16 protein-coding genes and 1 pseudogene are annotated in these 24,058 nt (G+C 73.4%); 4 read left to right on the forward strand and 13 right to left on the reverse strand.

Features of this window, described 5'->3' with window-relative positions; translation table 11 throughout:
* A pseudogene (locus tag A1QA_RS16205) lies at positions 1 to 1,694 on the reverse strand (hypothetical protein); the annotation flags it as partial.
* A 634-nt stretch (positions 1,695 to 2,328) separates the two neighbouring features.
* Between A1QA_RS16205 and A1QA_RS0109550 the strand changes: the two are divergent.
* Entirely contained in the window at positions 2,329 to 4,896 is a 2,568-nt protein-coding gene (locus tag A1QA_RS0109550; protein WP_017178684.1) for a DEAD/DEAH box helicase, read from the forward strand.
* A gap of 146 nt (positions 4,897 to 5,042) precedes the next feature.
* Here the strand turns inward: A1QA_RS0109550 and A1QA_RS14240 are convergent, their stop codons facing one another.
* From A1QA_RS14240 to A1QA_RS0109575, 5 genes are all read right to left on the reverse strand, one after another.
* The gene (locus A1QA_RS14240) at positions 5,043 to 6,725 is read right to left on the reverse strand and encodes a GTPase (RefSeq protein ID WP_082181197.1); all 1,683 of its coding nucleotides are present in this window, start codon (positions 6,723 to 6,725) and stop codon (positions 5,043 to 5,045) included.
* Positions 6,722 to 8,551, reverse strand: a complete 1,830-nt coding sequence (locus A1QA_RS0109560; RefSeq protein WP_017178686.1) for a dynamin family protein — start codon at positions 8,549 to 8,551, stop codon at positions 6,722 to 6,724. Before A1QA_RS0109560 ends, A1QA_RS14240 begins: the two co-directional genes overlap by 4 nt.
* Before the next feature lie 8 nt (positions 8,552 to 8,559).
* The gene (gene hisS, locus A1QA_RS0109565) at positions 8,560 to 9,963 is read right to left on the reverse strand and encodes a histidine--tRNA ligase (protein WP_017178687.1); all 1,404 of its coding nucleotides are present in this window, start codon (positions 9,961 to 9,963) and stop codon (positions 8,560 to 8,562) included.
* Between the two features lie 34 nt (positions 9,964 to 9,997).
* A complete protein-coding gene (locus A1QA_RS0109570) occupies positions 9,998 to 10,825 on the reverse strand; it encodes an MBL fold metallo-hydrolase (protein WP_017178688.1) in 828 nt (275 codons plus the stop codon).
* Positions 10,826 to 11,028: 203 nt separating this feature from the next.
* Positions 11,029 to 12,117 carry an SLAC1 family transporter gene (locus A1QA_RS0109575; RefSeq protein WP_017178689.1) on the reverse strand — a complete coding sequence of 363 codons (1,089 nt, stop codon included), beginning with the start codon at positions 12,115 to 12,117 and terminating at the stop codon, positions 11,029 to 11,031.
* A gap of 149 nt (positions 12,118 to 12,266) precedes the next feature.
* On the opposite strand from A1QA_RS0109575, the gene A1QA_RS0109580 reads away from it, so the two are divergent.
* Positions 12,267 to 12,902, forward strand: a complete 636-nt coding sequence (locus tag A1QA_RS0109580; protein WP_051000627.1) for a class I SAM-dependent methyltransferase — start codon at positions 12,267 to 12,269, stop codon at positions 12,900 to 12,902.
* A gap of 44 nt (positions 12,903 to 12,946) precedes the next feature.
* Here A1QA_RS0109580 and A1QA_RS14245 read toward each other — a convergent pair whose 3' ends face one another.
* The 3 genes from A1QA_RS14245 to A1QA_RS14250 all read right to left on the reverse strand — a co-directional run bounded on the left by A1QA_RS14245 (position 12,947) and on the right by A1QA_RS14250 (position 15,291).
* Positions 12,947 to 13,612 carry an RES family NAD+ phosphorylase gene (locus tag A1QA_RS14245; RefSeq protein WP_043508537.1) on the reverse strand — a complete coding sequence of 222 codons (666 nt, stop codon included), beginning with the start codon at positions 13,610 to 13,612 and terminating at the stop codon, positions 12,947 to 12,949.
* 22 nt (positions 13,613 to 13,634) lie between these two features.
* Positions 13,635 to 14,213 (reverse strand): hypothetical protein, encoded by a 579-nt coding sequence (locus A1QA_RS0109590; RefSeq protein ID WP_017178692.1) that lies wholly within the window; start codon positions 14,211 to 14,213, stop codon positions 13,635 to 13,637.
* Positions 14,214 to 14,349: 136 nt separating this feature from the next.
* Positions 14,350 to 15,291 (reverse strand): helix-turn-helix domain-containing protein, encoded by a 942-nt coding sequence (locus tag A1QA_RS14250; protein ID WP_017178693.1) that lies wholly within the window; start codon positions 15,289 to 15,291, stop codon positions 14,350 to 14,352.
* 255 nt (positions 15,292 to 15,546) lie between these two features.
* Here A1QA_RS14250 and A1QA_RS0109600 point away from each other — a divergent pair, with 255 nt between their 5' ends.
* Positions 15,547 to 17,175 carry a DUF349 domain-containing protein gene (locus A1QA_RS0109600; protein WP_017178694.1) on the forward strand — a complete coding sequence of 543 codons (1,629 nt, stop codon included), beginning with the start codon at positions 15,547 to 15,549 and terminating at the stop codon, positions 17,173 to 17,175.
* A gap of 181 nt (positions 17,176 to 17,356) precedes the next feature.
* Positions 17,357 to 18,031: a hypothetical protein gene (locus A1QA_RS14255; protein ID WP_017178695.1), complete on the forward strand. Its 675-nt coding sequence runs from the start codon at positions 17,357 to 17,359 to the stop codon at positions 18,029 to 18,031.
* On the opposite strand, the gene A1QA_RS0109610 is transcribed toward A1QA_RS14255, so the two are convergent.
* Genes A1QA_RS0109610 through secD form a run of 4 tightly spaced genes read right to left on the reverse strand, consistent with a single transcriptional unit; the run spans position 18,005 to position 24,024 of the window.
* The gene (locus A1QA_RS0109610; RefSeq protein WP_017178696.1) at positions 18,005 to 20,332 is read right to left on the reverse strand and encodes a RelA/SpoT family protein; all 2,328 of its coding nucleotides are present in this window, start codon (positions 20,330 to 20,332) and stop codon (positions 18,005 to 18,007) included. The genes A1QA_RS14255 and A1QA_RS0109610 overlap by 27 nt on opposite strands.
* 58 nt (positions 20,333 to 20,390) lie before the next feature.
* Positions 20,391 to 20,936, reverse strand: coding sequence for an adenine phosphoribosyltransferase (locus A1QA_RS0109615; RefSeq protein ID WP_017178697.1), 546 nt, complete (start codon positions 20,934 to 20,936; stop codon positions 20,391 to 20,393).
* Positions 20,933 to 22,036 carry a protein translocase subunit SecF gene (gene secF / locus A1QA_RS0109620; protein ID WP_017178698.1) on the reverse strand — a complete coding sequence of 368 codons (1,104 nt, stop codon included), beginning with the start codon at positions 22,034 to 22,036 and terminating at the stop codon, positions 20,933 to 20,935. Before secF ends, A1QA_RS0109615 begins: the two co-directional genes overlap by 4 nt.
* The gene (secD, locus tag A1QA_RS0109625) at positions 22,033 to 24,024 is read right to left on the reverse strand and encodes a protein translocase subunit SecD (RefSeq protein ID WP_017178699.1); all 1,992 of its coding nucleotides are present in this window, start codon (positions 24,022 to 24,024) and stop codon (positions 22,033 to 22,035) included. Before secD ends, secF begins: the two co-directional genes overlap by 4 nt.
* Positions 24,025 to 24,058 lie beyond the last annotated feature (34 nt).

Below are 24,058 nucleotides of genomic sequence, written 5' to 3' on the forward strand. Positions count from 1 at the left end.
GCGGGCTGGGGAGCCGGCTGGGTGGTTGGCGCCGGGTTGGGGTCGGCGCTCGGAGCCGGGGCCGGGGGCGCGGGCTGGGGAGCCGGCTGGGTGGTTGGCGCCGGGTTGGGGTCGGCGCTCGGAGCCGGGGCCGGGGGCGCGGGCTGGGGAGCCGGCTGGGTCGTGGGTGCCGGGCTGGGGTCGGCACTCGGAGAGGGCGTGGTCGGCTTGCTCGTCGGCTTGGCGCTCGGCTTGGTCGACGGCGCGGGCGTGGTCGGCTCGGCGCTCGGCTTGGTCGACGGCGCGGGCGTGGTCGGCTTGCTCGTCGGCTCGGCGCTCGGCTTGGTCGACGGCGCGGGCGTGGTCGGTTCGGTGCTCGGCTTCGTCGTGGGCGCGGGCGTGGTCGGCTCGGTCGTCGGGGCCGGGGTGGGCTTTGTCCCCGCGACGAAGGTGAAGAAGCTGGTCTTGGCCTCGCCGCCGTCGGGCGAGGAGACCCTCAGGATGTACAGCTTGCCGCTGCCGGCGAGCTCCGTCGTCGTGAGGCCGAAGAGCGACTCGGCGTCGACCATGGTGGAGAACGAGCCGTTCTCCATCTTGACCGGGATCGTCGCCTTGCGCTCATCCCCACCGCCGATGCGGTAGAGGGTCAGGGTCATCTCAACGGTGCCGTTGAGGGCATTGCCCTTGGCATCCGTCCAGTTCGCGCTCTTGAAGGTCATCGCCGTTGTGCTGGGCGACGTGTCCTTGCCGGCGAGCTCGACCTGGGGACGACCGGTGATCGGCGCGGGCGACGTCGTCTCGCTCGGGCTGGACGTCGGGGCGGCGGCAGCGCTCGTCGGCGCGGTGGCCGAGGCGGAGGGGGACGCGCTCGGGGCCGCCGACGGCGAGGCCTCGGGGCTACCGGCCGTGGCGGACGGAGAGGCAGTGGGCGAGGCCTCGGGGCCCCCAGCCGTGGCCGACGGGGAGGCCGTGGGCGTGGCGGACGGAGAGGCAGTGGGCGAGGCCGAGGCGGTGGCCGTCGGAGCGGTGCCGGACGGGGAGGCGGTCGGAGTCGCAGGCGCGGATGGCGCGGCCGAGGCTGTGGCGCTCGGAGTGGGAACCGGGCTCGGATCGGCCGAAGGAGCCGCAGTGGGCACGGGAACGATCGGCGACGCGCTGGGCTCTACCGGCGTGGGAGTGGCAGCGGGGGCCTCGGGCGAGGCCGAGGGCTGCGCGGCGGGCGGCTCGGGCGCAGTGGTCGCGCCGGAGAGCGCGGGCTCCTCCGTCACCGCGGGGGTGGGAGCCTCCTGCGTCACCGCGGGGGCGGCGGAGGCAGGCGCCTCCGGCTGGGCGGGCTCGGGCTTCTCCTCCACACGCCGATCGGCCACATCCCCATCGCGGCGCTGAGCGTCGGAGGCGTCGTCGGCGGCCGCGTCGGCTCCGGGGGCGTCAGAGACTCCGGGGAGCCCCTTCTCATCGCCCCGCTCGGACCCCCCGACGATCTTGTCGATGACGCGGTCGGCCTGGGGGTGAGAAGCCTCAGCCTCATTCGGGGCGGCAGGGACCGCCTCGCTGGTCTGAGTTGTACTCGGGTTGAGCTCATCGGCACCGGCGGTGGGGGGCACGGCGATGGAGCCGAGGCCAAGGCCCGCGGTGAGGACGATGCCCAGCGCCGCGGGTAGGACCATCGCGGCGCGGGGGGGCTCAAGGCCCGGACGGCACAGGGATCGGGACATCTCGGCGGGTGCGCTTCCTGTCTTAGGCGGGACCGCCGTCTCCGACGGGCCCGGGAACGTCAAGACCGCTCGGGGCTGCGGTCATGTGGATACGGCCACATACTATCGTCCGCGCCGTACCAGGCGCATGATCCTGCGGCAGATCGAGTCCCAAACGAGGACGAATCGTCAGCGAATCGTCATCGGCCAGGCACTTCTCCGGCCAGGCGCTCCGCAGATAGTCGCTGGTGAGGCTTGGCGCGATCGGATCGACAGCACCGCTCTGAGACCTATATCACTTGTGACCTATTGCGGCGAGTCTCAGGCGTTCTTCTGCCTCATCTAGGCTGTGCCCAGGAGCGATCCGCGTCCTGAGAACCCCGTTCGGGACTCGCGCGCCTATCCCCACGCTTCCCGGCTGTCCCGGGGCCCGGCACAGATGGCCTTTGCGCTATCCACGGCTGGCAGCGCGTGGCGATCAGCGCGGATGAGTGATCCCGTGAGTCTGTGCGTCAAGCCCCCAGCGCATCCGTGCCATCCGCGCGGCGAGCGCTGGCGGGCGAGTGTGGTGGGCCAGGTGCGGCAAGAGCGGAGGCCGATCGGCACTCCCCCACACTCCGCGAAGGCCTCACGGCCAGAACCTGGGAAGAACTCAATGACCACTCAGAACCCGTCCGCCTCCGACGAGCACGGGCCGCTCAGCCTCGACGCCCTCTTCAGCGCCTCCGAGGAGGGCATCGCCTCCCCCGCCGCGGCCAGGGCCAGTGCCAGCGGCTCGGCCGTCTCCGCCGGCTCGTCCGCCTCCGCGCCCTCCTTCGACACCCCGGCCTCCTCCGACACCCCCGAGGACCCCGAGGACGTCGAGCACGAGGACGAGGAGGACGACGTCGACCGCGCCCTGCCCGAGTCCGACCCCGAGGACGACGCCCCCGAGGAGGCCAATCAGGCCGATGACGGCGCCGACATCGACGAGGAGGAGGTCGACGGCCACGCCCCGTTCGAGCCCTCGGACGATGACGACGACGAGCACGACGGCGCCTCGCCCGCGGGCGGGGGCGCTCCCGCCGAGCCGGCCTTCTCCGACCTCGGCCTGCCCGCCGACCTGCTCAAGGCCGTCACCGACATGGGCTACGAGGTCCCCACCCCCATCCAGCGCGAGGCCATCCCGGTCCTCCTGGACGGGCGCGACGTCGTCGGCGTGGCCCAGACCGGCACCGGCAAGACCGCCGCCTTCGGCCTGCCCCTCCTCGACGCCGTCGACGCCCGCGATGGCCAGGTGCAGGCCCTCGTCCTCGCCCCCACCCGCGAGCTCGCCCTCCAGTCCGCCGACGCGATCACGGACATGGCGTCCCGGTCGCGCGGCCTCGACGTCGTCGCCGTCTACGGCGGCGCCCCCTACGGCCCCCAGATCGGCGCGCTCAAGTCCGGCGCGCAGGTCGTCGTCGGCACGCCCGGCCGCATCATCGACCTCATCGACAAGGGCGCGCTCGTCCTTGACGCGGTGAAGTACTTCGTCCTGGACGAGGCCGACGAGATGCTGCGCATGGGCTTCGCCGAGGACGTGGAGACCATCGCCGCCTCCCTTCCCTCCGAGCGCCGCACCGCCCTCTTCTCCGCGACCATGCCGCCCGCCATCGAGCGGGTGGCCGCCGAGCACCTCGTCGACCCCGCGCGCATCGAGGTATCCCGCCAGTCCTCCACGGTCGACACCGTCCACCAGACCTACGCGGTGGTCCCCTTCCGCCACAAGATCGGCGCGGTCTCCCGCGTCCTGGCCGTCACCGAGGCCGAGGCCGCCATCGTCTTCGTGCGCACCAAGTCCACGGCCGAGGACGTCGCCATCGAGCTGGCCGGCCGGGGCATCCAGGCCGCCGCGATCTCCGGCGACGTGCCCCAGCGCGAGCGCGAGCGGCTCGTCGAGCGCCTGCGCGCCGGCACCCTCGACGTCCTCGTGGCCACCGACGTCGCTGCCCGCGGCCTGGACGTCGACCGCATCGGGCTCGTCGTCAACTTCGACGTCCCCCGTGAGGCCGAGGCCTACGTCCACCGCATCGGGCGCACCGGCCGCGCCGGCCGCCACGGCGAGGCCGTCACCTTCCTCACCCCCAAGGAGAAGAGCAAGCTCCGCCAGATCGAGCGCCTCACCGGCACGCGCCTGGAGGAGATCACCCTTCCCTCTCCCGCCGATGTCTCCGCGCACCGCGCCCGCAAGCTGCTGGCCAAGGCCGCGGCCCGTCACGAGCGCGGTCGCCTGGGCATGTACACCCCGCTCATCACCGACGCCGCCGCCGATCTCGAGATCGACGCCGAGGAGCTCGCCGCCACGCTGCTCGCCCTCGCCGTGGGCGATGAGGGCCCGCAGCGCCGCCAGGACGACGACCGCCCCCGCCGGGGCCGTGAGCGCCGCGAGGTGAGCGTCGACGACGAGGGCGCCTTCGTCTCTGCCAGCTTCGAGGGCGGCCGTGACAAGGGCCGTCGTGAGCGCCCCGAGGGCAAGCCGGGCGCCGCGCGCGGCGGCCGCCGGGAGCACGAGGGCCCGGGCACCGTCTACCGGGTCGAGGTGGGCCACCGCGACCGGGTCATGCCCGGCGCGATCGTGGGCGCCCTGGCCAACGAGGGCGGGATCTCCGGCTCGGACATCGGCAAGATCGACATCCTGCAGTCCTTCTCCCTCGTCACCATCCACACCCCGCTGAGCGAGGACCAGCTTGAGGCCATGCGGCACGCGACCTTCTCCGGCCGCGAGCTGCGCATCCGCCCCGACGAGGGCCCGGGCCACGGCTGGTCCGGTCCGAACGACCGCGGCCGGCGCGGTGACCGGGACGATCGCGGCTTCCGCGGTGACCGCGGCGGGCGCCGCTGGGAGGACCGGGGCGACCGCGGTGACCATGGAGACCGTGGCGGTCGCGGTGGACGCCGTTGGGAGGATCGCGGGGACCGCGACAGCGGCTACCGCGGCGGGCGCTTCGAGGACCGCCGCGGCGGGTACCGGGACGATCGTGGCGGGCGCCGCTGGGAGGACCGGGGCGACCGCGGAGGGCGCGACTCGGGCTTCCGGGGCGGGCGCGACTCGGGCTTCCGGGGCGGGCGCGGGGACGAGCGCGGCTACCACTCGGGGCGCGATGACCGCGGCGGCAACCGCTTCGGCGGGAACCGCGGCGGCGGCTACCGCGGCAACCGGGACAACCGCGGCTCCTGGGGCTCGCGGCGCGACGACTCCTGAGAGCCCCTGCGCTGAGTGATGACGCGTGATCGCTCCCGGCCGGGACAACCGGCCGGGGGCGATCCACGTCTTGCGGGCCACGGGGAGGAGCGCGCCCGTCAACAACGTCCGTCAGAGCGCGTCTGCGCCCGTCCGAACCGTGGCGGCTAGCGCTGGGCGAGGCTCGCGGCCATCGCGCCCAGCTCGTCCCAGCGCTCGCGCTCGGCGCGCAGGGGCTCGATGAGCCGTGAGGCGACGACGGCGTCCGTCGCCTGGCGCAGCCTCCTCCTGGCCCGCGCCGCGCGCTGGCTGGCACCCGCGCGCACGGCGGCCACGCCGATGATCCCGAGCAGGGCGCCGAGCGCCAGGCCTGACGCGAGGAGGATGACCGGCCAGGGGACGAGGCCCCAGCGGGGCGGGTCGACGGTGATGAGCAGAAGGTCGCGCATGCCCCAGATCGCCGCCAGCCAGACTCCCCCGGCGATGGCGATGACGAGGGCGAGCCACTGGATGGTGGAGGCGGCCGACCACCAGCGCGGGGCGCGTATCCCCAGGTCGGCGCGGGCGATGGCGGCGTCGAGCTCGCGGCTGAGCGCGCCCGCGCGCTCGTCCATGCGCTGGAGCATGGCGTCCTGGGCCGCAGCCGGCAGGTGGTCGGACGCGGCCCCGGCGAGACGGTGCGCCTCGGTGCGCAGGACCCCCGCCGCCACCGGGCTCGGCTCGGGCAGGGAGGTGCGCGCGACGGCGTCGACGAGCATCGGGTCCTCCCCCGCCCCGGAAGCGCGGGAGGCCGGGGCGCCCCGCAGGTGGAGCGCGGCGAGCGGGTCGGAGCGGAAGCGGCGGACCCACCGCACGGGCGGCCATCCGGCCCTCAGGGCCCCGCGGTGGATCGTGGCCTCTCGGACGGCGCTGGCGACGACCTCGGCGCCCGAGGCGCGGAAGGCCGCCTCGGCGAGGCGCTGCCCGTCGATCGGGGCCCCGGCGCTGCCCCCGCCGACGCGCTCGCGCAGCCTGCTGGCGGCGCGGCGCGCGTCGGCGCGCAGCCGGAGAGCCGACGCGGTGCGCGCCTGGGCGATGCGCTCCAGGGCGCCGCGCAGGGCATCGATCCCCTCGCCGGTGCGGGCGGAGGCCAGGAGTGGATCGGCGCCGCCCACTCCCTCGCGGGCCAAGAGACGGCGCAGGTCGGCGAGAACCTGCTCGCGCGAGGCGGCGTCGAGCCGGTCGGCCTGGTTGAGGACGACGAGCGTGACCTCGGCGTGCGCGGCCATGGGCACGATGAAGTCCTTGTGGACGACGGCGTCGGCGTACTTCTCGGGATCGAGGACCCACACGAGGGCGTCGACCTGCGCGGCCATGCGCTCGGCGATGAGCCTGTGCTCGGGGGCGTCAGAATCGACGTCGGGCAGGTCGAGGATGATCGCGTCCGTGGGAACGCCGCCGCCTGGCGCGACGACCCGCTCGTCGACACCGAGCCAGTCCAGGAGCGCCGCTGCCTCGCCGTCGGGCGCCCCGCCGGCCTGGCCGCCCGGGAGGAGGGCGAGGGGGCGCGTGGTGGTGGGCCGGGTGACGGCGGTGCGGGCGATGGGCGCACCGGCGAGCGCATTGAGAAGCGAGGACTTGCCCGAGCCGGTCGCGCCGGCCAGGGCGATGACGGTGCGGCCCGGGGCGAGCGAGGTCCGCGCGCCCGCCCGCGTGAGGATCTCCTGGGCCTCGTCGAGCTCCGTCCCCAATCCGAGGGACTGGCCGAGCTCGACGATCCGGCCCAGCGCCCTGAGGTCCTCCGCGAGGCCCTGGGCGGCGGGGGTCTCGCGCGCGGCGCTGCCGTGGCGCCCGGTCACTGCCCGGCTCATGAGCGCTCCTTGCCCGCGGCGCCGGTGGCTTCCAGCGCGGTGGCGGCGGCGCGCGCGGCCTGGCGCAACTCGGCGCCCGTGGGCGAGGGCTGGCGAAGGACGGAGGCGAGGAGCGCGGATTGCTCGTCGACGAGCGCCTGGACCCGGGTGGTGAGGTCCGTGCGCGCCCGCTCGGCCATGGAGCGCATGGCCTGGTCGCCGAAGACGGCCTCGAGGAGCCTCTGGGCGACGAGGGCGGTGCCCCCGGCGATGCCGACCTCTCCCCCGGTCAGGCCCCCGGTGTGGGCGAAGACGACGATCATGAGGGCGACGCCGACCCCGTTGACTCCCAGCGAGATGAGGCGGGCGGTGAGGCGCTTGTCGGCTCCCTCGGCCCGCACGAGGCCGAGCAGCTCGCCCTGCCAGTCGTGGACGAGGGCGGTGGCCCGCTCGGTGAGGGCCTCCTGGTCGGGGAGGATCGCGCGGGCGGCATCGAGGGCGCCGGCCGCGGTGGCGGCGCGCTGCCAGGCCCGCTCGGTCGCGATGGAGGCGCGCTGGACCTCGGCGACGATGAGGGTCGCCAGGGAGGACTCGATGGCGTCCTCGACCCGCTGGGCCGGGGCGGGCCGTCCGCGCAGGGCGGCGCCGAGCCGATCGCGGAGGCGCCCGACCTGGCTCTCCAGGCCCTTGAGCAGCCCGGAGGTGCCGACGTACTCCTGCCAGCGGGCCAGGACCTCGCCGCGCAGCATGGACCCGTCGCCACAGGCGGCGCTGATCCTCCGCGCGGCCTCGGTGTGGGCGGCCTCGGCGGCCTCGGCGAGCTCGTCGCGCTCCTGGGCCTGGGCGTCGAGGTCGGCGGCCAGCAGGTCGATCCGCTCCAGGGCGCTGCCGAGCGCCCCGGTGAGGGTGCGGCGGGCGACGTCGCGGCGGGCCTCGGCGTCGGCGGCCAGGGCGGTGAGCCAGTCCCGCAGCGGGGCGATGAGGGGGACGGGAAGGAGTCCCTCGGCGTCCAGGGGCGTCTCGGGGATGGTGATGACGGGGGCGTCGGCGAGCCCGGCGGAGGCGAGGCGGCGGCGCAGGTCCGCCTCGACATCGGGGGCGGCGCCGTCGGGGACCCGGTCGAGGACGACGGCGACGACGATGTCCCGCTCGGCCGCCGCGCGCAGGTGCTGCCAGGGGACGGCGTCGGCGTAGCGGGCCGCGGTGGTGACGAAGACCCAGAGGTCCGCGGAGGCGAGGAGCGTGGCGGCGAGCTCGCGGTTCTCATCGACGACGGAGTCGACGTCGGGGGCGTCCAGGAGGGCGAGCCCCGGGGGTAGCTCGCGGCAGGAGCGGACCTCCAGCTCCCTCCAGGCCGCGGGGTTCTCGGCGTCGGGGGGAAGCGGCGCACTGGCCGGGGCGTCCTCGGCCACGCGCACGCGGGCCAGGGAGCCCAGGACGCGGTCGGAGGCGAACCAGGGCTCGTCGTCGGGGGCGTGGAGGAGCAGGGGGCGCCGCGTGGTGGGGCGGATGGCGGAGGCGGTGGCGACGCGCCGGCGGATGAGGGAGGACACGAGCGTGGACTTGCCCGCCCCGGTCGATCCTCCGACGACCGCGAGGAGCGGGGCGTCGATGCTGGCCAGGCGGGGAAGGATGTAGTCGCCGAGCTGGTCGGCTACGAGGGCGGCGCGCTTGGCGGCCTGCTCGGCGCCGGGCAGCGCGTAGGGCAGGTCGATGGCGCCCAGTCGCGCCTCCAGGCCTTCCAGGGCGGCCGTGGCGGCACCGACGCCGGTGGCGCCGGGCGCGCCAGGGGCTCCTGGGCCGCTGGGGGCGGCCGGGCCGGTGGACGGCGTGGGAGTCGGGGCCATCTCCGCGCTCAGGCCTCGGCCCCGGGGGCCACGAGGCGGGGGGCGAGGTCCTCCTCGGGGCACTCCCAGGTGGCGGCGTCGGCGGGCACCTGCTCACCGGAGCGGATGTCCTTGACGGAGTCGCCCTCCCCGGGGGCGCCGGGGAACCAGACGAAGGGGATGCCGCGCTTGTCCGCGAAGCGGATCTGCTTGCCGAACTTCGCGGCGTTGGGCGCGACGTCGGCAGCGATCCCCCGCTTACGCAGGGCGTCGGCGATGGCGTCGGAGTCGGCGCGGTGGGCCTCGTCGGTGACTGCCACGAGGACGGCGGTGGGCACGGCGCGGGAGACCTCGATGAGACCAGCGCTGATGACGCGGGCGAGGAGGCGGGACACGCCGATCGAGATGCCCACGCCCGGGAAGGTGCGCTTGCCGTTGGAGGCGAGGGAGTCGTAGCGCCCGCCGGAGCACACCGAGCCGAGGTCCTCGTGGCCGGCCATGAAGGACTCGTAGACGGTGCCGGTGTAGTAGTCGAGGCCGCGGGCGATCTTGAGGTCGGCGATGATCGCGCCGGGGCGCCGCAGGTTGGCGGTGTCGAGGAGGCCCCCGAGCTCGGCCAGGCCCTCGAGGAGCATCTCGGAGGGGGCGGCCTCGCCCAGGGCGGTGCGCACGGCGGCGTCGATGGCCCTGGGGCTGGTGCCGGTGATGGTGGCGAGGTCGAGGGCGCGCTCGGCCTGGTCCGCGGTGAGGCCCGCGGCGCTGGTGAGCTCTGCGGCCACGGCGTCGCGGCCGATCTTGTCGAGCTTGTCGACGATGCGCAGGACCTCGATGAGCTCGTCGTCGCCCACGCCGATGGACTGGTAGAAGCCCTGGGCGACCTTCCGGTTGGACACGTGGATGGTCACTGGCGGGATGGGCAGGGCGGCGAGGGCCTCGTGCATGATGAGCGGGATCTCGACGTCGTTGTGCAGCGGGAGGGCGCCGTCGCCGACGATGTCGATATCGGCCTGGATGAACTCGCGGAAGCGGCCGTCCTGGGGGCGCTCGCCGCGCCAGACCTTCTGGATCTGGTAGCGCTTGAAGGGGAAAGTGAGGGTGCCGGCGTTGTCGAGGACGTAGCGGGCGAAGGGGACGGTGAGGTCGAAGTGGAGGGCGAGGCGCTTGGCGGGGTCGGCCTCCTCGGAGTCGGCGGGGTCGGCCTGGAGGCGGCTGAGGAGGTAGACCTCCTTGGAGGTCTCCCCCTTGCGGGCGAGCTCGGCCAGGGGCTCGACGGCGCGGGTCTCGATGCCGGAGAAGCCGTGCAGCTCGAAGGTGGTGCGCAGGACGTCCAGGAAGGACTGCTCGACGATGCGGCCCGCGGGCAGCCACTCGGGGAATCCGGACAGGGATGATTGCGCCTGACGCGCCTGAACGCTCGATGCCATGGCGGGCATTGTGTCACGGCGCGCTCGCCAGATGGAGGGCGTATCAGGCGTTGCGATCCCCACCACGGATCTTGGCCTCGGCGAGGTAGGGGTTGCCGTGGTGCTCGTGCTCCATGGTGGTGACGGCCCCGTGCCCGGGCAGCAGGACGGTCTGCGGGGAAACGGCACTGGCCAGGAGGCGCAGGGTGGCCCACATCTGGACCTGGTCGCCGCCGGGCAGGTCGGTGCGCCCCACGGAGCCCTTGAAGATGACGTCGCCCGCCAGGGCCATGAGGTAGTCGTGCTCCTCATCGGCGTGGCTGGGGTCGTCGTCGAGGACCTCGGCCTCGGTGAGGAGGTAGTTGTCGGCCAGGGGGGCGTTGAAGAAGAAGAGAGTGGAGCCCTCGGTGTGGCCGGGGGCGGGGATGGCCTGGAGGCCGAGGCCGGGGATGATCTCGAAGGCGGCGCCGAATCCCTCGGCGGGGAAGGCGCGGACGTCGGCGGGGCGCCGCCAGGGGGTGCCGGCCATGTCGGCGAAGCCCATGCCGTTGGCGCTGATGGCGGTGGCGGCGTCGGGGTCGTCGAGGCGGTAGAGGTCGGGCTGGGGGACGTAGACGGGGACGGAGGCCTCGGGGGCGAGCGGGTCGGTGATGGCGAGCATGTCCTCGGCGCGGGCGGCCTCGATGAGGGCGGCGGTGTCCCAGACGTGGTCGGCGTGCCCGTGGGTGAGGAGGATCGCGCCGAGGCTCAGCTTGTTGGAGCGCAGCAGCGCCATGGCGCCGCGCACGGAGCCGGCCCCGGGGTCGACGACGAGTGCCGGTCCCCCGGGCGCGGGGGCGAGCACGTAGCAGTTGGCGGCGAAGACGGGTGCGATCGTGCGCTCAAGGATCATGGGTCCAGGCTAGCGCGGACGTGGTCGAGCGCGCGGGGTGCCATTCGCACCGACAGGTGCGCGCAGCACCGAGGGATGCGAGCAACACCGACGGGTGCGCGCAGCACCGTGGGGTGCGTTCTCACCGCACCCCACGGTGCTGGAGGCACCTGTCAGTGCAGGAGGCACCCGGCGGGACCCCGCGCACCGCGCCTCTCCCCCGCTCAGGCTGGCTCGCGCAGGAGTGCCGTTGCCGCCCCGGCCAGGCCGATACTCACCGTCGCCGTCAGGACGACGCAGGCGGCGGTCCCCATCCAGGTGACGGCGGCGACGCCGGTCGAGCCGCCGAGCAGAATGCCCCCGAGCGCGAGAGTGCCGATGGGGAAGGTGGCTCCGAACCAGCCCGGGGTGAACGGCATGCTGCGGGCGAGGCCGCGCGCGTAGACGAGCAGGCCCCAGGCGATCATGGGCGCGCCGAGGACGAGCATCGCCCAGCCCCATCCGTTGGCGGCGGCGTCGAGGACTTTGGCCGCGCCGTCGCCCAGCCAGGCGCGGCTCTGGGCGGCGATGGCGACGGCGCCCGCGACCGACTGGCCGACGATGCCGAGCGGGATGATCGCGGAGGCGGAGGCGGCGAGGGGAAGGGGCGCGCGGCGCAGGGTGGAGCGGTAGGCCGGGATGAAGATGGCCCAGCCGAGGACGAGGGAGGCGATCCAGGAGAAGGCGGAGATCGCCAGGACGATTCCGCCCAGGATGTGCGGGCAGTGGGCGGCGACGCCGGCGCCGACGGTCGAGGAGACCATGGGGGCGAGCACGGCGAGGCAGGAGACGAAGCTCGGCTCCGGCTCTGTGCCGCGGCGGCGGCGCAGGAGGTGGAGCCATTCCGCGGCGAGGCCGATGGCGGTGGCCAGGACCCACAGGACGCCGTCGACCGCCCAGGCCGCAGCGCTCAGACCCGGCAGATGCGCGGGCACGATCGTGGCGGCCGCGGAGCCGGCGCTCATGGCGCCCATGGCGACGGGCCCCCAGAAGGGCGAGTGGAGGTCGCGTCCGAGCAGGCCGGGGTCGCGCGCCAGGCGCAGGCCGTAGCCGGCGGTGAGCCCGATGAGCAGCGCCCAGGAGATGAGGAGGACGACGACGGCGAGCGCGGCGGCGCCGGGCAGGCGCTCGGCGCACTGGTGGAGGGTGTTGGCCAGGATGCCCGTCCCCATGACGGCCGGGTACCAGATGGGCCCGGCGGGAGGGACGGGGAGGGGCCGGGGCTCGTCGGCGGGGTCGGGGTTGACGAGGAGGCCAAGGCGGGAGTCGCGCACGGAGGGCATCGTGGCACGCGGGCGGCGCGCTGCGGCAACGAGAGCGCCGTGCGACGGCTCACGCCGGGTGCGCCCCGGGCTGTGCGGCCAGGAGGAACTGTTTGCTGACACCTCTGACAAGGTCCAACGCCATCGACGACGATGAGGCCATGAGCAACGACACGCCCCGCTCCCCCTCCGTCTTCGAGCGCCCCACGCGGACGCTGGCTGGCCGTCTCCTCCTGCGCTCGATGAACCTCGGCCATCGCCAGGTGTATGCCTGGGGCCTGCGCGCCGCGGAAGTCGGCGCGAGCGACCGCGTCCTCGACATCGGCTGCGGTGGAGGGGCACTCGTGCGCAGACTCCTGCGCCTGACCCGGGCGGAGGTCGGCGCTGTCGACCACGCGCCCGCAGCGATCGAGGCGACCCGCCGGCTCAACCGCGCCGCCGTCGCCTCCGGCCGCCTGCGGGTGCTCGAGGCGGGCGCGGAGGCGCTGCCCTTCCCCGACGCGTTCTTCGATGTCGTCACAGCCTCGGAGACCGTGTACTTCTGGCCGGACCTCGCGGCGGGGCTGGGTGAGGCGCGCCGCGTCCTGCGCCCAGGAGGGCGCCTGCTCATCATCAACGGGTTCGCCGACGCCCGCGCCGCTGGTTCCTGGTCCGACCGGCTCGGCATGCGGGTGCCGGACGGCGACGAGCTCACCCGCGTGGCCGAGGGCGCCGGTTTCGACGAGGTCAGGATCGACATCCACCCCCGTCGCGGCTGGCTGCGCTGCGTGGCCACGCTCGGCCAGTCAGAGCGCTGAGGCGGCGGCTCACGCGAGCATAGGCAGCCCGTTGCCCCGGCCACTTAGGGCGTGGGCCAGGCGAACTCCCAGCCCAGCGAGGCGGAGATGTCGGCCAGCGCCGCCATCATGAGGGGGGCGGCGAGGAGGGCGCTGGCCCGTGGCGCCTCGGGCAGGACGGTGGCGGCCCTCTCGAAGAGCACGACCATGGGCCGTCCCGTCATCGTCGACTCCGTCCACAGCCCGTCCACCGGCCCTTGGCCGTCGCTGGGCTCGGCCCGGGCGATCTCCCGCGCCCAGGCGCGGCAGGTGTCCCGGGGCGCCGCCATGAGGGAGTGGCTGGCGCCGTGGCGCAGGAGCCACGGCGAGTCCTCGGCGAGCAGGGCGAGGAGGCGCAGTGGGCGGGTGGGTACGAAGGTGGTCGCGGAGATCCCGGCGCCCATGGGGTCGATCCGGCGCTGGGTCTGGAAGACCTCGGCCACCGCCGTGCGCAGGTCGGTTGCCGTGTAGAGGACCCCGCTGCCGGGGTGCTCGCCGACGGGCCCGGGGTGCGGGTCCCAGCGCATGGTGGGCAGCGGCCCGTAGGTCCGGAAGGCGTTCCAGGCGGACGGGTACTCCCCCGCCGTGCGGTGGATCCGCCAGAGTGGACCGGGGTGGTGGTGGATGTCCTCCGGCCCGATCGAGAGCGGGAGCTCTGGGCGGCTGGGGTTCTTCGGCGCGTCGAGGGGCATGGTCAGCGGCGCGGGCCAGGTGTCAGGCGGCGCGGGCGGCGGCGTCGAGCAGGGCGACAACGGGCTCGGCGCCTCCCCCGAGGAGGAGGTGGTCCACGGGGCTGCGGCCCCCCAGCGACTCGTCCGGCGAGGTCATGATCGTGGCGACGTCGATCCCCGCCAGGTCCCCGGGGATCCGGGGGGTGATCTCGCCCAGGCGGGGCAGGGCCCGGCCGGAGGCGAACTGCCAGCGCCAGTAGCGCTTGCGCCCGCCGATCATCGTGGAGGCCAGTGGCGTGGAGGCGGCGCGGTGGGAGAGCCTGGAGGGGCTGATGCCGAGCTCCTGCGCGGTCTGCGCCGCCGACAGGGTGAGCTCGAGGGACCGGTTGATGACCATCTCGGCGTGCCCGGTGGCCAGCCGCGCGGCGTCCTTGCCCGTCCAGGACCGCAGGCGGCCGGGCTCTGCCAGGCCGCCGTGCTCCATGAGGTCGGCGACCATGGCCTGGTCCACGGCCATCCCGCGCGGCGAGCGGCGCAGCATGGCCTGGAGCTGGCGGGCGTAGGCCTCTTCGTCGTAGTCGAGGCCCTGCTCGGCGTAGACATCCGCGACGGTGAGGGTCATCGGGCTCCTCCTTCTCCCCAGTGGCTCCCATGGCTGCGCAACTGATTTTACTCAGTTGCGCAATTATGCGCCAGCCCCCGCCGGCGACGGCCTCCCCGCGTTGGAGTCAGGTCCCGACGGCGCGCCTGCGCCACCGTCACGACGGCGAGCCCGGGCGCGGCAGATCATCCGCGTCGGGCCACGCCGGGACGAAGGGCTCGGGCAGCGGGACGAACCAGTTCTCGAAGTGCTCGAACTCCTCCCTCCCGCAGGCGATTGGGGCGAGGACCAGCGCCGTGGCGAGCTCGCCGTCGCACAGGGCGCGGACCCACTCGCCGCACTGCTCGGGGCTGATCGCCACCGGCCCCTCGCCGTCGGCCACCATGCAGCCGATCTGGAGCATCGCCTGCACCGCCAGTGTCTCGGCACAGGTGCGGGCGAGGGGGACGCCTGGGCCGATGTCCCCGAGCACGAGGCGGGCCGTGAGGACCTCGCACAGGGAGCGCAGCTGGAAGATGAACTCGTAGTCGTAGCGGGTCAGCCACAGCCGTGGGAGGCAGTCGATGACGGCGGAGTCGGACAGCTCGCCCACATGCGCGCCCCGGGGCATCGCGGACAGCTCGTCGAGGTTCTCGCCCAGCGCCCCGACGAGCAGGTCGGAGCCGAGCGCGAGGCAGCGGGCGGCGGGCTCCCCCAGGAATCGGGATACGAGCGGGCTGTACCGGCTGGCAAGGGCCTCGGGGATCTCATCCCAGGCCGGAAGGTCGTCCTGCCCCGCGTCGCCGCCGCCGTCGTCGGCGAATCCCATGTCCCCCAAGTCCCCCTGCGCGAGCAGACCGGGCAGGAGGCGGAGGAAGTCGGGGCCGTATCCGGCGGGGAACTCGGGGATCTCCCATTCCAGGGTGTCCCAGACGCCGGGCTGCTTGTCGCCCCGCACCGTTGTCCGACCCGCCTCGTAGTTGCGCCACGTCTGCTCGGAGACTCCCGAGCGGCTGGCGGCCTCGGCCACGCTCAGTCCCAGCTCGAGACGGCGGGCGCGGATCTCGGCCTCGATATCGTCGTCGTAGGGATCGTGCAGAGGGCGGTCCTGGGATGCCATATGCGCTCCTTCGGTCGTGGCCTTCTCGGCTGCCCGGTGCGGGCGCTCAACGGATGCCGTCGCCACCAGCCTACTGAGTGGGGCCGGGAGGCGTATCGATCCCGGCAAGGGCTCGGAGTTCAAGGGGCTTGCGGGTAGGCTCGGTGCGCTGGTGCCTCCCGGACCAGCGCACCACCACCCGGCCGGCCAGGCCGGGCGCGAACGGAACAGGGATCAGGATCCTCCCTCGCCCCGTCAACCACGAAGGAGCACAACGTGACTGAGCAGACGCAGCCCGCCACCGAGCTGGAGCCCACCGCCACGTCAGAGTCGGAGCCCGCCTCCGCCACCACCGAGACCACCCCCGCGGAGCCGGCTAAGGCGGCCAAGGCGGCGGAGGCCACTCAGGCCGCAGAGCCCACCGAGCCCGCCGCTGAGCAGGAGACCCCCACGGAGGCGGTTCCCGCCGAGGAGGCAGCGCCTGAGGAGGCCGCCGAGCAGCCCGCCGCCCAGGAAACCGCCGAGCCTGCCGCCGAGGAGACGGCCCCCGCCTCGGGCGCCGAGCCCGCCAGCGCCGCCGACGGCGCGCAGGACGCCACCCCCACCCCGGCCGACCAGCCCTCGCCCACCATGGCGAACGAGGCGCCGATCGACCCCGAGGAGGCCATGGACGCCGCCAAGTGGGGCCGCGTCGACGGCGAGGGCAAGGTCTACGTCCAGGACGGCGGCGTCGAGCGCGAGGTCGGCCAGTTCCCGGACGCCCCGATCGCCGAGGCCATGGCCTTCTACGTGCGCCGCTACCTCGACCTCAAGGCCACGATCGACCTCTTCGCCACGCGCCTGCCCCAGCTCTCCGTCCACGACATCGACACGACGATCTCCTCGATCGAGGCCTCGCTCGTCGAGCCGGCCGCCGTCGGCGACCTCGAGGGGCTGCGCGCCCGCTTCTCCGCCCTGCGCGGGGTCGCCACGGAGCGCCGCGAGGCGGTGGCCGCCGAGCGCGCCGCCGCCAAGGAGCAGGCCCTCAAGGACCGCACCGCCATCGTCGAGCGCGCCGAGGAGATCAGCGCGCAGGACCCGGCGCGCACCCAGTGGAAGAACTCTGGCGCCGAGCTGCGCGCTCTGCTGGAGAAGTGGAAGGAGGCCCAGCGCCGCGGGCCGCGCCTCGACCGCCCCACTGAGGACGCCCTGTGGAAGCGCTTCAGCCACGCCCGCACCGCCTTCGACCGGCACCGCCGCCAGTTCTTCTCCGAGCTCGACGCCAAGCAGTCGCAGGTCAAGGCCGCCAAGGAGGCCCTCATCAAGCGGGCCGAGGAGCTCTCGGGCTCCACCGACTGGGCGGGCACCTCCGCCAAGTACCGCGGCCTCATGGACGAGTGGAAGAAGGCAGGGCGCGCCTCGCGCAAGGAGGACGACGCCCTGTGGGCCCGCTTCCGCGCCGCCCAGCAGGTCTTCTTCGACGCCCGCAAGGCGAAGGACGAGGCCGTCGACGCCGAGTTCGCCGAGAACCTCAAGGTCAAGGAGTCCCTCGTGACCAAGGCCGAGGCGCTCCTGCCGATCAAGGACGTCAAGGCCGCCAAGAAGGCCCTGCGCCCCATCCAGGACGCCTGGGAGGAGGCGGGCCGCGTGCCGCGCTCGGCAGTGCGCCGGATCGAGGGCCGCATGCGCGCGGTCGAGGACGCGATCCGCGAGGCGGAGAACGCCGAGTGGCGCCGGACCGACCCGGAGACCAAGGCCCGCGCCGAGGGCCTGGCCGGCCAGCTCCAGGACTCCATCGCCGAGCTCGAGAAGGAGCTCGCCGCCGCCCAGGCCGCGGGCAACGCCAAGAAGGTCGCCGAGGCCGAGGCGGCGCTCACCGCCCGCCGCGCCTGGCTCGACCAGGTCCTGCGTTCCGCCCAGGCCTGATCCGCGCGCCACGCCTCATCACCGGTTGATGCCCGGCACCACCACTGGTGCCGGGCATCACCCGTCCCCGCCGGGTGCCACCGATGGCGCAGACGGCTTCTGGCGCCGTCCACCGCCCGGGTTATCCACAGATCCACCGGGCCCCCTTCCGCGGCGCCCGCGCCCGGCCCAGCATGGTCCTATGGCCAGACACCCCCGCGTCCCCGCCCGAGCAGCGCTCGCATGGCTGCGCCCCCGCCCCATCGAGCCGGCGCTCGGCGCCCTCCCGGAGCAGGACATGCGCGTGCTGCGCTGCCACGGGCTCGACGACGAACTCCTCACCCCGCTCCTCGGCGAGCACTACCCGACCGACCTGCTCACCTCCCCCGCGCTGCGCGCCCGCGCCCTGGGGCCCCATGTGCCGCGGGGGCACCTCGTCTGCGGGCCCAGCGCCCTCTGGGTCCACACGGGGCGCAGGCCGCCCGAGGTACTGTCCGTCGCCGGCCTGGAGCGGCCCTCCACATGGCGGGGCCTCGACTCCCACCGGATGTCGCTTCCCTCCGAGGACCGGGTGGTCCTGGCCGGGGTGGAGTGCTCCACTCTGGAGCGGGCCGCCGTCGACGTGGCCAGGACCGCGCCACCGGCTCTGGCGGTCGAGGCCATCCTGACCGCCTACGACGCCGGGGCGACCCGCCGCGGGCTGCTCCTCGCGCTGGGGCACTGCCGCGGCGGGGCGGCGCGCGGGCGCCCCCGGGCCCAGCGGATCATCCTGGCCGTGGAGCGGGCGTTCCCCGAGCGCGCGAGCCTGCTGCGCCAGCGGGTGGTCGTCCCACTGGCCGCGTATCGCGGTTCAGGCGGTGTGGTTCCGGGCGCCTGAGGTGGTGCGGCGCGCCTCGTAGACGCCGTCGATCTTGCGCAGGGAGGCGAGCGTGTGGTCGAGGTGGCTCGCCGCGGCGAGCTCGACGACGAATCGGCCCGTGACCACGCGGTCCCGGGAGGTGGAGATGGTCGCCGAGATCATGTTGACGTGGTTGTCCGCCAGGACGCGGGTGACGTCGGCCAGGAGGCCGCCGCGGTCGAGCGCTTCGACCTCCAGCTGGACGAGGTAGACCGAGTGCGCGTGCTCGGCCCAGGAGACGGGAAGCATCCGCTCGGGCTGGTTCTGCAGCTGGGCGACGTTGAGGCAGTCCGCCCGGTGCACGGACAGACCCGAGCCCCGGGTGATGAAGCCGACGATCGGATCGCCCGGCATGGGAGTGCAGCAGCGGGCGAGCTTGACGTAGACGTCGTCGGCGTCCATGCCCTCGACGATGACCCCGGAGTCCCCGCCGCGGCGGTGGCTGGAGGAGGGCTGAGCGCGAGTGGGAAGGACTCCCTCGGAAAGGGTCTCCTCGGTGCCCGCCTCACCGCCCATGGCGGTCACAAGCGTGTCCACGACGTGCTGGGCGGAGATATGCCCCTCGCCCACGGCCGCGTAGAGGCCATCGATATCGACCTTGTCGAGGCTCTTGGCGACGTCCGTGAGGGAGTCGTGGCTCATGAGCCGCTGGATCGGGAGGTCCTTCTTGCGCATGGCCCGCGCGATCGCGGTCTTGCCCTCCTCGATGGCCTCCTCGCGGCGCTCCTTGGAGAACCAGGCGCGGATCTTGTTGCGGGCCCGCGTGGAGCCCACGAAACTGAGCCAGTCCCGCGACGGGCCGGCGCCCTGCGCCTTGGAGGTGAAGACCTCGACGGTGTCGCCGTTGTCCAGGCGGGTGTCCAGGGGCACGAGGCGCCCGTTGACCCGGGCCCCGACGGTGCGGTGGCCGACCTCGGTGTGGACGGCGTAGGCGAAGTCGACCGCCGTGGAGCCGCTGGGCAGGGACAGGACGTCCCCCTTGGGGGTGAAGACGTAGACCTGGGAGCCGGCCATCTCGAAGCGCAGGGAGTCGAGGAACTCGGCGGGGTCCTGGGTCTCCTTCTGCCAGTCGACGAGCTGGCGCAGCCAGCCCATCTCCCCGCCGTCATCGACGCCGGTGCCGCCGGGGGCGGGGCCGGAGGCGTTGGGGTCCTCCTTGTACTTCCAGTGGGCGGCGACGCCGTACTCCGCCATGCGGTGCATCTCCGCGGTACGGATCTGGATCTCGACGGGCTTGCCCCCGGGGCCGAGCACCGTGGTGTGCAGCGACTGGTAGAGGTTGAACTTGGGGACGGCGATGTAGTCCTTGAAGCGCCCGCTCATCGGGGTCCATCGCGAGTGGAGGGCGCCGAGGACGGCGTAGCAGTCCCGCACCGAGTCGACGATGACGCGAACGGCCACGAGGTCGTAGATGTCGTCGAAGTCCTTCCCCCGCACGATCATCTTCTGGTAGATCGAGTAGAAGTGCTTCGGCCGGCCGGTGACGGTCCCCTTGATCTTGTTGACCCGCAGGTCCTCCTCGATCTGCAGGCGGACCTGGCGCAGGTACTCCTCGCGGGCCGGCGCGCGCTCACCGACCATCCGCTCGATCTCGTCGTAGACACCGGGGTAGAGGGCCTTGAAGGAGCGGTCCTCGAGCTCCCATTTGATGGTGTTCATCCCGAGCCGGTGGGCCAGGGGCGCGTAGATCTCCAACGTCTCCTTGGCCTTGCGGGCGGCGCTGGCGGCGGGGACGTACTTCCAGGTCCGGGCGTTGTGGAGGCGGTCCCCCAGCTTGATGAGGAGCACGCGGATGTCATGGGACATCGCGATGATCATCTTGCGCACGGTCTCGGCCTGGGCGGCCTCCCCGTACTGGAGCTTGTCGAGCTTGGTGACGCCGTCGACGAGCAGGGCGATCTCATCGCCGAAGTCGGCGCGCAGCTTGTCGAGGGTGTAGTCGGTGTCCTCCACCGTGTCATGGAGGAGGGCCGCGGCGAGCGTCTGGGGCGTCATCCCGAGCTCGGCGAGGATGGTCGCCACCGCCACGGGGTGGGTGATGTAGGGCTCCCCGGACTTGCGCATCTGGCCCTCGTGGGCCTTCTCGGCGACCTCGTAGGCGCGCACGATGAGGCCGGTGTCGGCCTTGGGGTGGTTGGCCCGCAGGGCGCGCAGCAGCGGGTCGATCGCGGGAGGCGTCGAGTGGCCCCGGGAGCCGAACCAGGCGAGGCGGCTGCGGACGCGCGATCCGGGCACGATCGCGTCATGCCCAGTCTCCGTGGCGCCCTTGGTCTCGGTCATTGCAGCATCATAGCCGCGTGGTCCCCCGCGCATCGGACATCCGATGCCTCAGGGGCCCTCAGTACACGACGACGGCGTCGACGTCCCGGCCGCCCAGGTGGGCTCGCCCGCCCAGGTCGGCGAGCTCAAGGAGCATGCAGATCGCCTCCACGCTGCCCCCGGCGCGCTCGACGAGCTCGATGGAGGCCGCGGCAGTCCCGCCGGTGGCCAGGACGTCGTCGATGATGAGGACCCGGTCCCCCGCGCGCACGGTCTCGGGGCGCAGCTCCATCCGGGCGGTGCCGTACTCCAGGGCGTAGTCGACGCCGATGACGGGTCCGGGGAGCTTGCCGCCCTTGCGGACGGTGAGCATCCCGATGCCCAGCCGCACCGCCAGGGGCGCGGCGAGGATGAAGCCTCGCGACTCCAGGCCGGCGACGGCGTCGATCCGGCCCCGGTAGTGCTCGGCGAGACCGTTGATGAGCTCGCCGAATGCCGGGCCGTTGGCCAGGAGCGGGGTGATGTCCCGGAAGAGGACCCCGGGCTCGGGGAAGTCGGGGATCTCCCGGAGGTTGTCCTCCACGAGCCGGGTGAGCGTGGCGGGCAGGGATGGGGGGACGCTCATGAGCGCTTCTTCCTCCTCTTGGGCTGGGCGGCATGGCCGAGGTGGTGGCCGGGGGTCAGGGGCGAGGCCTTGGGGGCCGCGAGGATCGCCTCGATGGCGTCCTCGTCGTCGCCGGCGGCATCGATGCGGGCCCTGCGGGCCTTCTCGACGCGCCCGGCCTGCTCGCGCACACTCTTCTCCCGGCTGCGCAGGTCCACCAGGAGGGGGGTGGCCAGGAAGATCGAGGACAGCGTTCCGGCGATCATGCCGATGAAGAGGGTGAGGGCGATATCGCGCAGCGTGCCGGCGCCCAGGATGAAGGCGCCGACGAAGAGCAGCGAGGCCACGGGGAGCACGCCGACGATGGAGGTGTTGACCGAGCGGATGAAGGTCTGGTTGACCGCGAGGTTGGCCAGCTCGGCGTAGGTGGAGCGGGTCTGCGCTGTGAACGAGGCCGTGTTCTCGCGGATCTTGTCGAAGACGACCACCGTGTCGTAGAGGGAGTAGCCCAGGATGGTGAGCACTCCGATGATGGTGGCCGGGGTGACCTCGAATCCGGTGAGGGCGTAGATGCCGACGGTGATGATGATGTCGTGGGCCAGGGCGAGCAGGGCCGCGGCCGCCATCTTCCACGTCCGGAAGTAGATCCAGATGAGGCCGCCCACGAGGAGGAAGAACAGGAGCAGGCCCCGGATCGCCTTGTTCGTCACATCGGAGGACCAGGTCGGGCCGATGGTGGTCGAGGAGACGCTGCTGGCGTCGACCCCGTAGGCGCTGGCCAGGTCGGACGACAGGGTGTCGAGGTCGGCCTTGTCCAGCGCGGTGGTCTGGACGCGCACCGAGGAGGAGCCGAGCTTGGTGACCGACGAGCCCGCGGCGCGGCCCTCATCGGACAGGACGGTGTTCGCCGGGGACTCCGAGGGCGAGGCGAGGCCGGTGATGGTCACCTCGGAGCCGCCCTTGAAGTCGATGCCCGGGTTGAGGCCGACGGTGCCGAGCAGCGCCGCCGAGCTGATGACGATGATCGCGGCGATCGTGTACCAGATGCGGCGCTTGGCGATGAAGGGGATGGAGGTCGTGCCGGAGTAGAGCTCGTTGCCGAGGGTGGCGAGGTTCTTCACTTCGACTCACCGTCCTTCCCATCGTGGGCCTGGGAGTCGACGGCGTCGTCCCCCTCCGTCGTGGTGGCGCCGTCGGCGTCCTCGGCCTCGCCGCGCCGGGCCCGGGCCTTGCGGCGGGCCAGGGAGCCGGCCGCGCCCTCGATGAGCGCGTCGCGGGCCTTGCCGTAGGCGGCGAGCGAGCGGGCGCCGAGGTGCTCGGGGTCGAGGCCGGAGAGCCGGTGCCCCTCGCCGAAGAAGCGGAAGCGCAGGATCCACACCATGAGGGGGTGCGTGAAGCCGAAGATGATGACGAGGTCCACGACGGTCGTCACGCCCAGGGTGAAGGCGAATCCCTGCACGCCGCCGACCGCCAGCACGTAGAGGACGACCGAGGCGACGAGGTTGACGGCGTCGGAGACGACGATGGTCTGGCGCGCGTGCCTCCATCCCTCGTCGACGGCGGCGATGAGGGTCCTGCCATTGCGGACCTCGTCGCGGACCCTCTCGAAGTAGATGATGAAGGAGTCCATCGTGATGCCGATGGCGATGATGAGCCCGGCCACGCCGGCCAGCGACAGGCGGTAGCCCATGAACCAGCTCAGCAGCGCGATGACGAGGTAGGTGCCCACCGCCGCGATGATGAGGGAGGCCACGGCGACGATCGACAGGCCGCGGTACTGCCAGGCCAGGTAGACGATGATGAGCAGGAAGCCGACGAGGCCGGCGATGAGGCCGTTGCGCAGCTGCTCGGTTCCCAGCGTCGCGGAGATCTGCTGCTCGGACTGGACGGTGAAGTTGATCGGCAGCGCGCCGAAGGAGAGCTGGTTCGCCAGGGTGTTGGACTGGGCTCGCGAGTCGCTTCCCTGGCCGATGTCGATGCGCACGCGGCCGTCGCTGATCGGCGAGGTCACCGAGTCGCGGAAGCCCGAGGACATGATCGTCAAGCCGTCCAGGACGATGGCGAACTGCGCCTTCTGGGAGTCGGTGGTCGTCGGGGCCGCCTGGCCGTTCGCGCCACCGGCCGCCTGCGCGGTCTTGGCGGCGTCGCGGAAGGCGAGGAGGCGCTTGGAGACGGCGGCGAACTCCTCGGTGCCCGTGGAGTTGAACTCGACGGACACGCCCCAGTTGTTGGTGGAGCCGCCCTGCTCAGTGGTCTCGGTGCCGGAGACGGCGCTGTCGATGTCGGTGCCGGCGATATCCGCCGGGCCGAGGATGTAGGCGGTGCCGTTGCCCTTCTTGTCGCAGGAGATGACAGCCTTGGCCGGATCCTGGGCCTCGCCGGTGAGGTTCTCCGGCGCGGTGCAGTCGAGCATGTAGGCGTCGTAGATCATCTTCTCGGTGATCCACGAGTCCGAGGAGTTGTCGTCACTGGTGGAGGCGAGCGGCTCCTCGCTGATGGTGCCGTCGCCGTTCGCGTCGGCGGCCCGGGTGGCCACCTGCTCGGGGGTGGTCGTCGGGATGGTGGCCGCGGCGCTCGGGTCGGCGCTCGGCTGAGCCGCGGCGTCAGTGGATGCGGCGCTCGGGTCGGCCGCCGCGTCCGTGGGCGCGGCGGTGGCGGCGGCCTGGTTCTGCTGGGCCGCCATCTGGTTCTGCTGCTCGGCGATCTGCGTGGCGCTGCCCTGGATGATGCGGATGACGGGGCGGAAGTAGAGGACCGCGGCCTTGCGCACGAGGTCGAGGGTCGCCTCGCTCGGCGTGCCGGGGAGCGCCACGACGATGTTCTGCCCGCCCTGGCGGGAGATCTGGGCCTCTGCCACGCCGGAGGCGTCGACGCGCTGGCGGATGACCTCGATGGCCTGGTTGACGTCCTCGTCGGTGATCTCCGAGCCGTCGGTCGTCGTCGGCGTGAGGATGATCTGGGTGCCGCCCTCGAGGTCGAGGGCGAGGCCCGGTGTCATGGCGGTGCGGTTCGTCACCGATCCGAAGGCGAGGGCGCCGAAGCCGACGGCGAGGATGAGCAGCAGGAGGAGGATCCTGCTGCCGGGACGCTTGGTCTTCTTGGTGGGCACGGGGTCCCTTTCATCAGGTCGCCGCCCGGGGGCG

The sequence above is a fragment of the Actinomyces timonensis DSM 23838 genome (genome assembly GCF_000295095.1).
GTDB lineage: Bacteria > Actinomycetota > Actinomycetes > Actinomycetales > Actinomycetaceae > Actinomyces > Actinomyces timonensis.

What these genes read in the sequence shown, in the direction of transcription:
- A1QA_RS0109560 (WP_017178686.1), bottom strand. Translation starts at nt 8,551, where the DNA reads ATGGCCCCGACTCCCACGCCGTCCACCGGCCCGGCCGCCCCCAGCGGC.
- hisS (WP_017178687.1), bottom strand. Translation starts at nt 9,963, where the DNA reads ATGCCCGCCATGGCATCGAGCGTTCAGGCGCGTCAGGCGCAATCATCC.
- A1QA_RS14255 (WP_017178695.1), top strand. Translation starts at nt 17,357, where the DNA reads ATGGCCAGACACCCCCGCGTCCCCGCCCGAGCAGCGCTCGCATGGCTG.
- A1QA_RS0109570 (WP_017178688.1), bottom strand. Translation starts at nt 10,825, where the DNA reads ATGATCCTTGAGCGCACGATCGCACCCGTCTTCGCCGCCAACTGCTAC.
- A1QA_RS0109615 (WP_017178697.1), bottom strand. Translation starts at nt 20,936, where the DNA reads ATGAGCGTCCCCCCATCCCTGCCCGCCACGCTCACCCGGCTCGTGGAG.
- A1QA_RS14245 (WP_043508537.1), bottom strand. Translation starts at nt 13,612, where the DNA reads ATGCCCCTCGACGCGCCGAAGAACCCCAGCCGCCCAGAGCTCCCGCTC.
- A1QA_RS0109610 (WP_017178696.1), bottom strand. Translation starts at nt 20,332, where the DNA reads ATGACCGAGACCAAGGGCGCCACGGAGACTGGGCATGACGCGATCGTG.
- A1QA_RS14240 (WP_082181197.1), bottom strand. Translation starts at nt 6,725, where the DNA reads ATGAGCCGGGCAGTGACCGGGCGCCACGGCAGCGCCGCGCGCGAGACC.
- A1QA_RS0109580 (WP_051000627.1), top strand. Translation starts at nt 12,267, where the DNA reads ATGAGCAACGACACGCCCCGCTCCCCCTCCGTCTTCGAGCGCCCCACG.
- A1QA_RS0109590 (WP_017178692.1), bottom strand. Translation starts at nt 14,213, where the DNA reads ATGACCCTCACCGTCGCGGATGTCTACGCCGAGCAGGGCCTCGACTAC.
- A1QA_RS14250 (WP_017178693.1), bottom strand. Translation starts at nt 15,291, where the DNA reads ATGGCATCCCAGGACCGCCCTCTGCACGATCCCTACGACGACGATATC.
- A1QA_RS0109550 (WP_017178684.1), top strand. Translation starts at nt 2,329, where the DNA reads ATGACCACTCAGAACCCGTCCGCCTCCGACGAGCACGGGCCGCTCAGC.